A 13,891-nucleotide genomic window follows, 5' to 3' on the forward strand; every position below is an offset into this window, starting at 1 on the left:
ATCGCATGGGCAGCCGACCCCTTCCTGAAGGCCGTGAGATGACCGATTCCCGCGCATTTCTTGAATCGCTCTTTGCAGCTGCCGTTCGTGCGGCCCAGCCGGACGTCTGTCTCTTGCCCTTTCTGCCAGCGCCGCCGGAAGGCGGTCGCCTGATCCTTCTGGCTGCGGGCAAGGGGGCTGGCGCCATGCTCTCGGTTGCCGAGCGGCATTACCGCGAGACGCTGGGACTCGGGCCCGACCGGCTGGTGGGCCTTGGCGTCACCCGTCATGGCTATGCGCAGCCGACCGGGTCGCTCGAGCTGGTCGAGGCGGGGCATCCGGTTCCGGATCAGGCCGGGGTTGAGGCGACCGCACGCTGTCTGGCGCTGGCCCGGGACGCGGGTGAGGCTGACCATGTGGTCGTGCTGCTGTCCGGGGGCGGATCGGCCAACTGGATCGCGCCGGTCGAGGGCGTCACCCTTGAGGACAAGCAGGCGCTGACCAAGGCGCTTTTGCGCTGTGGGGCGCCGATCGACGAGATCAACACGGTGCGCAAGCATCTGTCGCGGATCAAGGGCGGCCGGCTGGCGGCGCTCTGTGCGCCGGCACAGCTTACCACGCTCGCGATTTCCGACGTTCCGCACGACGATCTTTCCGCGATTGCTTCCGGTCCGACGGTGCCCGACACGGGAACGCTGGCGGATGCGCGCGAGATCTGCGCGCGCTACGGCGTGGCGCTGGCACCGGCCATCGAGGCGGCCCTGTCGGATCCCGCCAACGAGACCCTGAAGCCGGAAGACCCGGTCTTCGCCCGGGCGACCTATCAGCTTGTGGCAAGGCCCCAGGCCTCGCTCGAGGCGGCGGCCGAACTGGCGCGGGCGGCGGGGTACGAGCCGCTGCTTCTTGGCGACAGCCTGGAGGGCGAGGCGCGGGACGTGGCGCAAGCCCAGGCGGCGCAGGCCGTTGCTCAACAGGAGGCCGGGCGCAAGGTGGTGCTGCTCTCCGGCGGAGAGCTCACGGTGACGATCCGTGGCGACGGACGCGGCGGCCCCAATCAGGAATATGCGCTGGCGCTTGCGGTGGCGCTCGGCGGTCGGGCCGGCATTCATGCCCTGGCCGGCGATACGGACGGGACCGACGGCGGGGCAGGCCTTGCCAGCGATCCCGCCGGTGCGATGGTTTTCCCCGATACCCTGACGCGAGGGCAGGGGCTCGGCCTTGATGCGGCCTCATTCTTGGGGCGAAACGACAGTACGGGTTTTTTTGAAGGTCTTGGAGATCTGCTCGTGACCGGTCCGACCTTCACGAATGTCAATGACTTTCGGGCCATCGTCGTTGACAACCCGAAACAGGGCTAGCAAAAAGCTAAAGCTATAAAGACGCGAGAAAAAGACTTGTTCATGTCGACGGATGGGGAACGACGCCTGGGGCTCGCGGACGCGAGACTTGCCTTCGCTGCGCGCGTTGCGAGAGGGATGCTGCTGGCCTCTGCAGCTCTTCTCGGCCTGTCCGTTTCCGCCCATGCGGATCTGCGTCTGTGCAACAAGACGGAAAGCAAGGTCGGCGTGGCCATCGGCTACAAGGACAAGGTAGACTGGATCACGGAAGGCTGGTGGAATCTGGAGTCCAACAGCTGCGAGACCCTGGTCCCTGGCTCCCTGGTGTCACGCTACTATTACATCTATGCCGTTGATTACGAGCAATTTGGCGAATGGGGCGGGCGTGCGTTCATGTGCACCCGCGAGAAGGAATTCACCATTCGCGGAATACAGGACTGTGTCGCCCGAGGATACGAGCGCACGGGATTCTTTGAAATCGACACGGGAGAACAGAGCAGCTGGACGGTCCAGCTGACGGAACCCGTGCAACAAGGGGCAGGTGGGCGATGAGGCGTAACCGACGAGTCAAGATTCTGGCAACTCTCGGGCCGTCTTCTTCCGAACCAGAGGTCATCGAAAAGCTTTATCGCGCCGGGGCGGACGTGTTCCGCATCAACATGAGCCATACGGATCATGACCGGTTGAAGATGCTGGTCGAGCGCATTCGCTCGGTGGAGGAAAAGGTAGGACGGCCGATCGGGATCCTTGCGGATCTGCAGGGGCCGAAGCTGCGGGTGGGAACCTTCGCGAACGGTCCGGTGATGCTGGAAAACGGCGCCCGGTTCGTGCTCGATGCGGACAAGACCCCCGGCGGTCAGGATCGCGTGCATCTGCCGCATCCGGAAATTCTCAAGGCTCTCGAGCCGGGTCACCGTCTCCTGCTGGACGACGGCAAGATCCAGCTCAAGGTCATCGACTGTTCTGCGCAGCGCGCCGAGACCGAAGTGATCGTCGGCGGCAAGCTGTCTGACCGCAAGGGCGTCAGCGTTCCCGATTCCGAGATCGCCACCAGCGCCATGACCGACAAGGACCGCAAGGACCTGGTTGCGGCACTTGCCCAGAACGTGGACTGGATCGCGCTCTCCTTCGTGCAGCGTCCGGACGATATTGCCGAAGTGCGCAAGGTTGTGCGTGGCCAGGCGGGCATTCTCGCCAAGATCGAGAAGCCGCAGGCCATCGGCCGGCTGCACGAGATCATCGAGCTGTCCGACGCCATCATGGTGGCCCGTGGCGACTTGGGCGTGGAAATGCCGCTGGAACAGGTTCCCGGCCTGCAGAAGCAGATTACCCGCGCCTGCCGCAAGGCCGGCAAGCCGGTGGTCATCGCCACGCAGATGCTGGAATCCATGATCACCGCTCCGGTTCCGACCCGTGCGGAAGTCTCCGACGTGGCCACGGCCGTGTTCGAAGGTGCCGACGCGGTCATGCTCTCGGCCGAATCTGCTGCCGGCGATTTCCCGGAAGAAGCGGTTGCGACGATGGACAAGATCGCGCGGGAGGTGGAGCAGGATCCGCATTACCGCACGATCATCGACGCTCAGCGGACCGAGCCGGAAGCAACCGGTGCGGATGCGATTTCGGCCGCCGCGCGCCAGATCGCCGAGACCCTGCGTCTTGCTGCCGTGGTCTGCTACACCACGTCGGGGGCGACCGCCCTGCGCGCTTCGCGCGAGCGTCCGACCTCGCCGATCATCGTCCTGTCGCCGGTTGTCCAGACCGCGCGCCGTCTGGCGCTCGCCTGGGGCCTGCACTGCGTGGCGGGTGACGATGTGGCGAACGAGGACGACATGATCGACCGCGCCTGCCGTGTGGCCTTCGAGGAGGCTCACGCCAAGCCGGGCCAGCGCATCATCGTGACGGCCGGTGTGCCCTTCGGCACGCCGGGCTCGACCAACCTGCTGCGCATCGCCTTCGTCGGCAGTGACGGACAGGGCGGTCTGTGATCCTCTGATCCATCGGATCTGATCAACGAAAAAGGCCGCTGGAACCCCAGCGGCCTTTTTTCATGTCCGGTGATCGATGGCGCGGATCGGCTCAGCGCACGTATCGCACGGGCAGTACGATCACGGCCGGGCCGTCGAAGCGTTCGGAGCGCATGGCGCCATAGGGGAAGGGGCTGAAGCCGCTGGCCAGGAAGCGATTGCCGACCTGCATCAGGTCATTCAGCTTGCGCTGATGGGGATGCTGGAGGCTTGCCACCTGGGAATTGCGCTTGGTGGGCACGGCGGAGAGCAGCTTCGGATCCGACTTGTTCGGCAGGCTGACGAAGCCGGCCAGCGGATCGACGATCTGGTCACGCGGGATGGATCCGGAGACGGAGCTGCGGGTCTTGGTCGCGGCCTGGTCAACCGTCTGATCCGCGGAGGCACTGGCCCAGTCGGTGGCGCGGGCGCCAGAGCGGGCGGAACCTTCCTGCGGGGCGCTGCGAAGAGATGCGCCGCCCTGGGTCAAGTCTGCTGCGGCCGACGCATAGGCAAGGGTTGCGGCCGGGGTCGGGCGTGCCTGACCGGAGGCGCCGGTGGCTGCCGCGATGGCGGCCACGCCGTTGGCGGGCACGGGCGGCACGGCATTCGGGATCGCCTCGGAAGCCGATTCCTCTGCGCTGGCCACGACCACTGCGGCCTGACGGGTCTGTTCCGTGCGGGCGGCCTGTTCGGTGGCGCGCTGGAGGGCGCTGTTCGGTTTCTGGGCGGGCAGGATGCTGGCGAAGGCGAAGCGGGTCGCGTCTGCTTCTGCCTCGGCGGGGGCCTCTTCAGCCGGTGCCGGAACGGGGGTCGAAGCCGCCACATTGATGCCGGAGCCGATGGACTGACGCTGGGCGTCCAGCGTGTTGGCCGGTGCGGGCGGTTCGGCGCGCGCAGGTGCGGCACCCGGCTTCAGATGCGGCGTGGCGCTGGCCACGGCGAAGGGCAGGGACGTCGGCGTCTCGATGGCCGGGGCGGGAAGCGCCGGGGTTTCCGGCGTGATGAGTGCCGGGGCCGGAGCCTCGGCCGGAACCACGTCGGCCTTGAGGATCGGGATTGGCGGTGCGCTGAGCGCCGGAGCGGCGGCGGTTGCCGGGGACGATGCGGTGGCAGGCGTGCGGCCTGCAGCGATCTGGCCGGGGGGCGTCGGGGCGTCGGCGCGGGCGGCGGCCACGCGCGAGCGCTCGGCCGGTTCGGAATTGCCCAGAAGGCTCGCCAGGAAATTGCCGCCGCCAGAGGTTGCCGGATTGACCAGCGCGCTCGGCTTGGTGTCCCGCGAGGGCGTGGGGGCGGCCGTGGCAACCTGGGTGAAGGCGGAGGTCTTGCCGTTGTTCAGCTTTTCAAGCTTGCCGGCCTTTTCCTCGGCCATGGCGACCTGATACCCGGACAGCGGCTTGCCGTCGCTCGGGAGGTGCAGGGTCTTGCCATCGGGGAAGATTTTGGCGAGCTGCGAGCGGGTCATGCGCGGCCAGTGGCGCACACTGCCGGTGTCCATGTGCACGAAGGGCGAACCGGATGTCGGATAGTAGCCCACGCCGCCCACCTGCTTGCGCAGGCCCGTGGCGCGCAGGGTCGCGAGGTCGACGCCGGGGATGTAGAAGTCCATGGCATGGCCACGGGTGTGCTGGCTGTTCTCGGCCACCCCACTCGAGCGCTTGCGCAGCATGTTGTTGGTTGCCGGAGACCGGTAGCTCGACACCACGTAGATCGGGTTGGTCGCCCGGACCTCCTGATAGACTTCCCAGACCAGGTCCAGGAGCTTCGGGTCGATGGTGGTCATCTCGTTGCGGCGCCAGTCGCGCAGGAAGCGGTTCGCCTCGCGCAGACCATCCTTGAGATACTGACCGTTCTTCTTGAAGGTGATCTTCACCCGCTCATGGGTGTGGGTGTTGTAAAGGCTAAGGGTGCGGGTTTCCGCCTGCGCATTCCCGGTGCCGAGGCCCAGGCCGACCCCAAGTCCGAGCCCAAGACACAGGGCCCCAATCAGGCCCTTGCGCAAACGCTTTCGGGCATGTGAGCTCAACACCTGAACGGACGGGATACGCAAATTACACTCTCGCCTTTTTGCGGGCTCGCTGGCCCAAATCGCTCCCCAGCGAATGAGCATGCTAGCCGTCCCGGGTTAAGAAGCCTTTACCTTGTTCCCAGATGATCCAGAAACGTGGCGAAAAAGCAACGGCTCAGCCTTTGCGTGTCAGAAAGTGACGAAAATCCGCCCGAAAATCCAGTCGAATCCGACATGGGGCAGCTGCGGATCCTGGCAAAACCGCAGGGATCGCGGCCTGCTTTCCGCCCTGAGCCAGGGAAGTGAGTGCACCGGAAGGGCTTGACGGGCGATTTTTGGCAGGTGGCACAAACACATGCGCCGGGGACGAGCCCCGGCGCAGGAAAGATCGGCAGGTGCTTGCTGCTCAGAGGTCGTCGGGAACGGCGACCGTGTAGTTCAGCGGAAGGCGGCCACCGTCGGCGAAGATCGTCTGACCGGTGACATAGCTGGAATCGCTGGAGGCGAGGAACGCGGCGACGCCGGCGATTTCCGAAGGCTCGCCCACGCGCAGCATCGGCGTGCGGGACAGGATCCGGTTCTTGGCGGCCGGATCATGGTTCACCGAGGCCAGCATGTCGGTCATGATCGAGCCCGGGCCGATGGCGTTGACGCGAATGCCATAGGGGGCAAGCGCCACGGCGGTGGTACGGGTCAGCTGGGCGACGCCGCCCTTGGACACGCAGTATGGGATCTGATTCGGGATCGCGAGAACCGAATTGATCGACGACATGTTGATGATGCAGCCCGGTTCGCCACCGTTCTGGACCCGTTCGACCAGATGGCGGGCGACGGCCTGGCTGCACAGGAACGTGCCCTTCAGGTTGACGCCCAGAACCCGGTCGAGGTCCTCTTCTTCCAGCTCCAGGAAGTCGGCGCCGACGACGATGCCGGCGTTGTTCACCAGAATGTCGATGTCGCCATAGGCATTCAGGGTCTCAGCCACCAGATTGCGGACGTCGAGGCGTTCGGCAACGTTGCAGTGGATGTAGGTCACATCGCCGAACTGCTTCAGGTCGTCGACGGCCGCCTGCCCGGCGTCGTCATCCACGTCTGCGATGACAACCTTCGCGCCGTCGGTCAGGAACCGCTTTGCAACCGCCAGGCCAATGCCACGGGCCGCGCCCGTGACAATGGCAACCTTATTTTCAAGGGACACTGAAAACCTCTTCGCCAGTTCAATAATCTTGGCCGCCCAAGGGGCGGGACCCCGACAATACGGCGAGAGGATCAGGCTGTCGATGCACTTTCCGGAACAGGGTCATGACCTGGACAGAATCCCATGCTGGGCCAAAGCCTCTGAAATCTCGTCCAGAATTGCCGGATCATCGATGGTCGGGGGCAGCTTGTACTCCTGACTGTCGGCGATCTGACGCATGGTCGCCCTGAGGATCTTGCCCGAGCGGGTCTTGGGAAGACGGTCCACGGTGATCGCCAGCTTGAAGGCCGCGACCGGGCCGATTTCCTGACGCACGCGCTGGACAAGTTCCTTCTCGATTTCCGCCGGTTCCCGGTTGACCCCGGCCTTGAGCACCGCGAATCCACAGGGCACCTGGCCCTTGAGCTGATCGGCGATGCCGATCACGGCACATTCGGCCACGTCCGGATGTCCGGCGAGCACCTCTTCCATGGCGCCGGTGGACAGGCGGTGTCCGGCCACGTTGATGATGTCATCGGTGCGCGACATGATCGAGAGATAGCCGTCGTCATCGAGAATGCCGGCGTCTGCGGTCTTGTAGAAGCCCGGGAATTCCTCGAGATAGGCCGAGCGGAAGCGGGCATCCGCGTTCCACAGGGTCGGCAGGCATCCGGGCGGCAGGGGCAGGCGGATGACGATGTTGCCGAGCGTGTTTGCGGGCAGGGGCAAGCCGCCATCGTCGACGATCTGCACGTCATAGCCGGGCAGGGGAACGGTCGGAGAGCCGGGCTTGATGGGCAGGAGGCCGAGCCCCATCGGGTTGCCCACCATGGGCCAGCCGCTTTCGGTCTGCCACCAGTGGTCGATCACCGGAACCTTCAGCACCTCTGCCGCCCAGTTGACCGTGTCCGGATCGGCGCGCTCGCCGGCGAGGAACAGGGCCCGGAACTGGGGCATCTCGTATTTGGCGATCAGCTTGGCCTGCGGGTCTTCCTTGCGGATGGCGCGGAAGGCGGTGGGGGCAGTGAAGAGCGCTGCGACCTGATGCTCGGCGATGATGCGCCAGAAGGTGCCGGCGTCGGGCGTGCCGACCGGCTTGCCTTCGAAGAGGATCGAGGTGCAGCCGTGGAGCAGCGGGCCATAGACGATGTAGGAATGGCCGACCACCCAGCCCACGTCTGAGGCGGCCCAGAAGACCTCGCCCGGTTTGACGCCGTAGAAATTCTCCATGGACCACTTGAGCGCGACCATGTGTCCGCCGGTGTCGCGCACGACGCCCTTGGGCTGCCCCGTGGTGCCGGAGGTGTAGAGGACATAAAGCGGATCGGTCGCGTTCATCGGCTCGGGCGCGGTCTTGCGCCCCTCGCTGACGGCACGCTCAAGGGCTACGCCCAGATCGTGATCGCGGCCTTCCACCAGATCGGCGCGGCACTGGTCGCGCTGAAGCACCAGACAGCCGTCGGGCTTGTGGGTGGCGTGGTCGATCGCGGCATGGACGAGGGGCATGTAGGCGATGACCCGGCCGGGCTCGATGCCGCAGGAGGCGGCGATGATCAGCTTCGGCTTGGCGTCATCGATGCGGGTGGCCAGTTCGTTGGCGGCAAAACCGCCGAAGACGACGGAATGGATCGCGCCGATGCGCGAACAGGCCAGCATGGCCATGGCCGCTTCCGGAATCATCGGCATGTAGATGATGACCCGGTCGCCCTTGGTGACGCCATGGTCCTTCAGCAGGGCGCCGAAGGCCTGCACGTGATCGAGCAGTTCCTCGTAGGTGTAGGTGCGCTTTGCGCCGGTGATCGGGCTGTCATAGATGATGGCGGGCTGGCCGGGGCGGCCGCGTTCCACGTGGCGGTCCAGACAGTTGTAGCAGGTGTTGGTTTCCCAGCCCGGGAACCAATGGCCGTAGGTTCCTGCCTCGCTGTCGAACACCGTGTCCGTGCGCCGGCTCCAGTCGATCTCATTGGCGGCCTTGCGCCAGAAACCCTCCGGATCGGCGGACCAGCTGTCGTAAACTTCCTTGTAGCGGCTTGCCATCTTCTTCCTCCCGAAGCGCCCGTCCTTGCTTCATTGCTTGTTCAGGTGACGTTGCGTTCCGGCGTCAGATTGCGGCAAACAGCGGCGCGCTGGCAAGGGTCGCCAGGGTCAGCAATTGGACGTAAAGGCAGTGCCTGTCTCACAGGCGGCTTTACGAGCCCGTCTCCTGCGTGCTTGATTGGCGTCCCTCAGTGCCGCTCCGGCGCCCTTTCTGACCGAGGCTCCATGCATCCCATCGCGGATCCCCTTTTCTATGTGGCGGCCATCCCGGCGGTGCTGCTGGCCGGCCTGTCAAAGGGCGGGTTCGGCGGCTCCATGGCCATGCTGGCCGTCCCGCTGATCGCCCTGGTGATCTCTCCGATCCAGGCGGCGGGCATCATGCTGCCGATTCTGGTCGTGATGGATGTGGTGGGGCTGCTGGCCTATCGCGGCCATGCGGACCGCCGCAGCCTGTGGATCCTCGTGCCGCCGGCGCTTCTGGGCATCGGGCTCGGCTGGGCCACGGCCGCCTTCGTCAACGAGGCCTTCGTGCGGCTGCTCGTCGGGGCGATGGCCCTGATCTTCGTCGGCGACCATCTGCTGCGACGCGGACGGGCGCGGGTTGCCAGTGGTCACAACCGGGCCAAGGGGGCCTTCTGGGGCACAGTGGCCGGCTTCACCAGCTTCGTCAGCCATACGGGCGGCCCGCCCTTCCAGCTCTACATGGTGCCCCTGCGCCTGGAGCCGACCCTCTTTGCGGGTACGGCCGTGATCTTCTTCGCGGTCGTCAATGCGGTGAAGCTGGTGCCCTATTTCCTGCTCGGCCAGTTTGACCCGACCAATCTGGCGACCTCCGCCGTGCTGCTGCCGCTGGCGCCGCTCGCCACGCTTGTCGGGGTGTGGCTGGTGAAGGTGGTGCAGCCCGATTTCTTCTATCGCTTCATCTACATCATGATGGTGATCGTGGGGGTGAAGCTGATCTATGACGGGGCCCTTGCCCTGCTTGCGTGAGGCGAGGTGTCGCAATCCGTCCTTCGTCGCCGTTGCATGGGGACGCCGATTGGCGTTCATATAGCCTCTTGGCGGCTCCGGGAGGGCCGCACGGGAGGATACCAGACATGCAAGACCAGACGACGCGCGCCCCCGGTCCCTATGATCAGGGGCTTGCCCGACGCGAGGCAAATTACACGCCGCTCAGTCCCTTGAGCTTCCTTGCTCGGGCGGCGGACGTGTTCCCCGACCACATTGCCATCATCCACGGCAAGGCCAAGACCGATTACCGCACCTTCTATGCGCGGGCGCGCCAGCTCGGCTCCGCCCTGAGCGGTCTCGGCATCGGCAAGAACGATACGGTCACGGTGATGTTGTCGAACACGCCGCCCATGCTGGAAGCCCACTACGGGGTTCCCATGACCGGGGCGGTACTGCATTCGCTCAACACCCGGCTGGATGCGGCGATCATCGCCTTCCAGCTCGATCACGCGGAAACCAAGGTCGTCATCACCGACCGGGAGTTCGCGCCGGTCATGAAGGAAGCCCTGGCGCTGGCCAGCGTGAAGCCGGTGATCATCGACTATTCCGACCCGGAATATCCGCAGGACGGCGAGAGGCTCGGCACCCTCGACTACGAGGCGTTCCTGTCGGCGGGTGATGCGGCATTCGAGTGGTCCCTTCCGGCGGACGAGTGGGATGCGATCTCGCTGAACTACACGTCCGGCACCACGGGCAATCCGAAGGGCGTGGTCTATCATCATCGTGGCGCCTATCTGCTGGCCCAGGCCAACATCCTCACCGCCTCCATGGCCAAGCATCCGGTCTATCTGTGGACGCTGCCAATGTTCCACTGCAACGGCTGGTGCTTCCCCTGGGCCCTGTCCATCGTGGCGGGCACCCATGTGTGCCTGCGCTGGGTGCGCCCCGACGCCATGTGGAGCGCCATGGCCGACGAAGGCGTGACGCACATGTGCGGGGCGCCGATTGTCATGTCGACCCTGCTCAATGCCCCGACTGCCGCCAAGCGCGAGCTCACCCAGACGGTCGAGTTCTTCACCGCGGCCGCCCCGCCGCCCGAAGCCGTGCTTGCGGCCATGAAGGCGGCCGGGTTCAACGTCACGCATCTCTACGGGCTGACCGAGGTCTATGGTCCGGCCGTGGTGAACGACTGGCACAGCGCCTGGGACGCGCTGTCCCCGGCCGAACAGGCGGCGAAGAAGGCCCGTCAGGGCGTGCGCTATGTGGCGCTGGAAGGGCTGACCGTGCTCGATCCGGTGACCATGGAGCCGGTGCCGGCCGACGGGGAGACCATCGGCGAGGTCATGTTCCGCGGCAACGTGGTCATGAAGGGCTATCTGAAGAACGAGGCGGCGACCGACGAGGCCTTTGCCGGCGGCTGGTTCCACTCCGGCGACCTCGGCGTGCTGCATCCGGACGGCTACATCCAGCTCAAGGACCGGTCCAAGGACATCATCATCTCGGGCGGGGAGAACATCTCCTCCATCGAGGTGGAGGACGTGCTCTACAAGCACCCGCAGGTGCGCTCGGTAGCTGTCGTCGCCCGGCCGGACGAGAAGTGGGGCGAGACCCCTTGCGCCTTCGTCGAGGTGGCGGAAGAGGGGGCGGTGACGGAAGCCGAACTCATCGCCTTCTGCCGCGAGCGGCTGGCGCATTTCAAGGCGCCGCGCACCATCGTCTTCTGCGAGTTGCCCAAGACGTCGACGGGCAAGATCCAGAAATATGCCCTGCGGGAACAGGCGCGCCAGCTCTGAGGCGCGGGACAAGAGTTGAGTGAACAAAAAACGCCGCGGAGAGATCCGCGGCGATTTTTTGTGTCGTGCCAGATGGGGCGCTTCGGTCGGCTGTTGTCTTGGCCGGCCGGCGCCGGGGAGGGAGAGTGGCCTTGATCCGTCCCCCGGAGTGCCCTGTCAGTGCAGGGTTTCATCCTTGCGTATACGCTCGATCTCTTCCTTGAGCTTGAGCTTTTTCCGCTTCATGTCGGCGACGGCAAGAGAGTCCGTACTCGGATGCAGGAGTGCGTCTGCGATCTTGCGTTCAAGGTCCGCATGGCGGCGCTGAAGCTGGGCGAGATGCGATTGCATTGTCATGAATTGCCTCCTGTTGGTTGGCTCAACCGGGGCATCGTGCCATAGGGATCGGGTCCTGTCGATGCGACCAGACGGTGAGCCGGTAAAGTTTTGTGACGCTGCGCCGGCTTCCCGATTTTACCGTTTAAAGAGCCTGAACGCGGGTAGGCAGAGCGAGCTTCGCGTGGGTGTTGAGACGGGCTGCGAGCGAGTGTCGCGAAGTGCCTGAAGGTGGATGAGAATTGCACCTACCGCCGCTCTGTGGCATGAAAAGTCCGGACAGTTTGCTCCCTGGCTACAGGGCTCGCGCGAGGGAATGTATGGGCAACGCGGACGATCAGGAATTGCGCATGGAACTGGCCCGGCTGCGTCAGGAGCACCGGGATCTCGATGCGGCGGTTCAGGCCCTGTCTCTCACCGGCAGTGCGGACGCCCTCCAGCTGCAACGGCTGAAGAAGAAGAAGCTGTCCATCAAGGACCGTATTTCCGCGCTGGAAGACCAGCTCTTTCCCGACATCATCGCCTGATCCCGCAGGGTCTGTTTTTCTTGGGGTCCGGGTCTTGCGCACGGGCAGGCCCTGCCTATACTCCGCGCCTTCGAAAGCCCGAGAATTTCAGCAGCAAGGGGTGGTGACGTGGCAGGCAAGGACGTAGCAATCATCATGGGCAGCCAGTCGGACTGGTCCACCATGAAGCACGCAGCGGATGTTCTGGAAGAACTGGGCATCAGCCACGACGTGCGCATCGTCTCCGCCCATCGCACGCCCGACCGCATGTATGATTTCGCCAAGTCGGCCAAGGCCGAGGGCTTCAAGGTCATCATCGCCGGCGCCGGCGGGGCAGCCCATCTTCCGGGCATGACCGCAGCCCTCACGCCGCTTCCCGTCTTCGGCGTTCCCGTTGAGAGCAAGGCGCTCTCCGGCGAGGACAGCCTGCTGTCGATCGTGCAGATGCCGGGCGGCATTCCGGTCGGCACGCTGGCCATCGGCAAGGCCGGGGCCACCAACGCCGGGCTGCTGGCCGCCGCTGTGCTCGCCCTCATGGACGAGCGGATCGCAGAAGCGCTCGATGCCTTCCGCGCCAGCCGCACCGCTGCCGTGGCTGAACGCCCGGTCGACGAATAAGCCCCTTCTCGCAAGCATCTGTCATCTCCCTCCGAAAGGCCCTCCGATGAGCACTCCCGTCCGCCTCCGTCCCGGTGACACGATCGGCATCCTGGGGGGCGGGCAGCTCGGCCGGATGATGGCGCTGGCCGGGGCGAGCCTGGGCCTGAAGAGCCACATCTTCTGCCCGGATCCGGACTCGCCGGCCTTCGAGGTCGCCGATGCCTATACGGTCGCGCCCTATGAGGATGTGGCCGCGCTCGACGTCTTCGCCTCGCAGTGTCAGGCGATCACCTATGAATTCGAGAATGTTCCCGGTCCGACGGCCGCTCATCTGGATGCGCGCTGTCCGGTGCGGCCGGGGGTGCGCGCGCTCGAGGTCTCGCAGGACCGTATGTGGGAAAAGGAATTCCTGCGCGGCGCCGGAGTGGATATCGCGGACTTCGCGCGTATTGACAGTGACGGGGATCTGGAAGCGGCTTTGGCGGCCTTTGACGGTCAGGGCGTGCTGAAGACCCGCCGCTTCGGCTATGACGGCAAGGGGCAGGTGATGATCCGTCAGGCGTCGGATGCGCGCGGCGCGCTGGCGACCCTGAAGCACGCGCCTGCGGTGCTGGAACGGCTCATCGGCTTCGAACGCGAGGTCTCGGTGATCGTCTCCCGCGATGTGGATGGCAATGTCTCGGCCTATGATCTGGCGGAGAATGTGCACGAGCATCACATTCTCAAGACCTCGACCGTTCCGGCCTCCGTCTCTGGCGAAACCGCCGAGCGCGCGCGCCGGATGGCCGAGCAGATCGCTGCCTCCCTCGACTATGTCGGGGTGATGGGCGTGGAGATGTTCCTGTGCGGGTCGGGCGCAGATGAGCGCCTGCTGGTCAACGAGATCGCGCCGCGGGTGCACAATTCCGGGCACTGGACCCAGGATGCCTGCCTGACCTCCCAGTTCGAGCAGCACATGCGGGCCGTGGCCGGCTGGCAGCTTGGCTCGACCGAGCGCCACTCGGATGTGGTGATGGAGAACCTCATCGGCGACGAATGCGAGCGCTGGCCGCAGATCCTTGCCGAGCCCAATGCCCGCCTGCATCTCTACGGCAAGGCGGAAGCCCGGCCGGGCCGCAAGATGGGCCACGTCAACCGGATCACATCCAAGCGGGGCTAAGGCACAGGCCTCACCCTCGTCGGCCT

The 13,891-nt window shown here is 65.4% G+C and carries 12 protein-coding genes; 8 read left to right on the forward strand and 4 right to left on the reverse strand.

Annotated elements, in window-relative coordinates; translation table 11 throughout:
• Positions 1-38 precede the first annotated feature (38 nt).
• From FR728_RS18365 to pyk, 3 genes are all read left to right on the forward strand, one after another.
• Positions 39-1,337, forward strand: coding sequence for a glycerate kinase type-2 family protein (locus FR728_RS18365; protein WP_149894220.1), 1,299 nt, complete (start codon positions 39-41; stop codon positions 1,335-1,337).
• A 117-nt stretch (positions 1,338-1,454) separates the two neighbouring features.
• Positions 1,455-1,868, forward strand: coding sequence for a DUF1036 domain-containing protein (locus FR728_RS18370; RefSeq protein WP_149894255.1), 414 nt, complete (start codon positions 1,455-1,457; stop codon positions 1,866-1,868).
• A complete protein-coding gene (pyk, locus tag FR728_RS18375) occupies positions 1,865-3,301 on the forward strand; it encodes a pyruvate kinase (RefSeq protein ID WP_149894221.1) in 1,437 nt (478 codons plus the stop codon). Before FR728_RS18370 ends, pyk begins: the two co-directional genes overlap by 4 nt.
• Positions 3,302-3,392: 91 nt before the next feature.
• On the opposite strand, the gene FR728_RS18380 is transcribed toward pyk, so the two are convergent.
• From FR728_RS18380 to FR728_RS18390, 3 genes are all read right to left on the reverse strand, one after another.
• Complete coding sequence (locus FR728_RS18380; RefSeq protein WP_244304750.1) at positions 3,393-5,345, reverse strand: peptidoglycan L,D-endopeptidase MepK; 1,953 nt, start codon at positions 5,343-5,345, stop codon at positions 3,393-3,395.
• 388 nt (positions 5,346-5,733) lie between these two features.
• A complete protein-coding gene (locus FR728_RS18385; protein ID WP_149894223.1) occupies positions 5,734-6,525 on the reverse strand; it encodes an SDR family NAD(P)-dependent oxidoreductase in 792 nt (263 codons plus the stop codon).
• Positions 6,526-6,627: 102 nt separating this feature from the next.
• Positions 6,628-8,541: a propionyl-CoA synthetase gene (locus tag FR728_RS18390; RefSeq protein WP_149894224.1), complete on the reverse strand. Its 1,914-nt coding sequence runs from the start codon at positions 8,539-8,541 to the stop codon at positions 6,628-6,630.
• 225 nt (positions 8,542-8,766) lie between these two features.
• Here FR728_RS18390 and FR728_RS18395 point away from each other — a divergent pair, with 225 nt between their 5' ends.
• Complete coding sequence (locus tag FR728_RS18395) at positions 8,767-9,531, forward strand: sulfite exporter TauE/SafE family protein (RefSeq protein WP_149894225.1); 765 nt, start codon at positions 8,767-8,769, stop codon at positions 9,529-9,531.
• A gap of 107 nt (positions 9,532-9,638) precedes the next feature.
• A complete protein-coding gene (locus tag FR728_RS18400) occupies positions 9,639-11,285 on the forward strand; it encodes an acyl-CoA synthetase (RefSeq protein WP_149894226.1) in 1,647 nt (548 codons plus the stop codon).
• Between the two features lie 156 nt (positions 11,286-11,441).
• Here FR728_RS18400 and FR728_RS18405 read toward each other — a convergent pair whose 3' ends face one another.
• Positions 11,442-11,621: a YdcH family protein gene (locus FR728_RS18405; protein WP_149894227.1), complete on the reverse strand. Its 180-nt coding sequence runs from the start codon at positions 11,619-11,621 to the stop codon at positions 11,442-11,444.
• A gap of 299 nt (positions 11,622-11,920) precedes the next feature.
• Here FR728_RS18405 and FR728_RS18410 point away from each other — a divergent pair, with 299 nt between their 5' ends.
• The 3 genes from FR728_RS18410 (at position 11,921) to FR728_RS18420 (ending at position 13,865) form a co-directional block, all read left to right on the forward strand.
• Positions 11,921-12,127, forward strand: a complete 207-nt coding sequence (locus FR728_RS18410; protein ID WP_149894228.1) for a YdcH family protein — start codon at positions 11,921-11,923, stop codon at positions 12,125-12,127.
• 135 nt (positions 12,128-12,262) lie between these two features.
• Positions 12,263-12,724, forward strand: a complete 462-nt coding sequence (gene purE, locus FR728_RS18415) for a 5-(carboxyamino)imidazole ribonucleotide mutase (protein WP_149894256.1) — start codon at positions 12,263-12,265, stop codon at positions 12,722-12,724.
• 46 nt (positions 12,725-12,770) lie between these two features.
• Positions 12,771-13,865, forward strand: coding sequence for a 5-(carboxyamino)imidazole ribonucleotide synthase (locus FR728_RS18420; RefSeq protein WP_149894229.1), 1,095 nt, complete (start codon positions 12,771-12,773; stop codon positions 13,863-13,865).
• The last annotated feature ends 26 nt before the right edge of the window (positions 13,866-13,891 follow it).

This window comes from Roseibium aestuarii, from assembly GCF_008477545.1.
In the GTDB taxonomy this organism is placed as follows: domain Bacteria; phylum Pseudomonadota; class Alphaproteobacteria; order Rhizobiales; family Stappiaceae; genus Roseibium; species Roseibium aestuarii.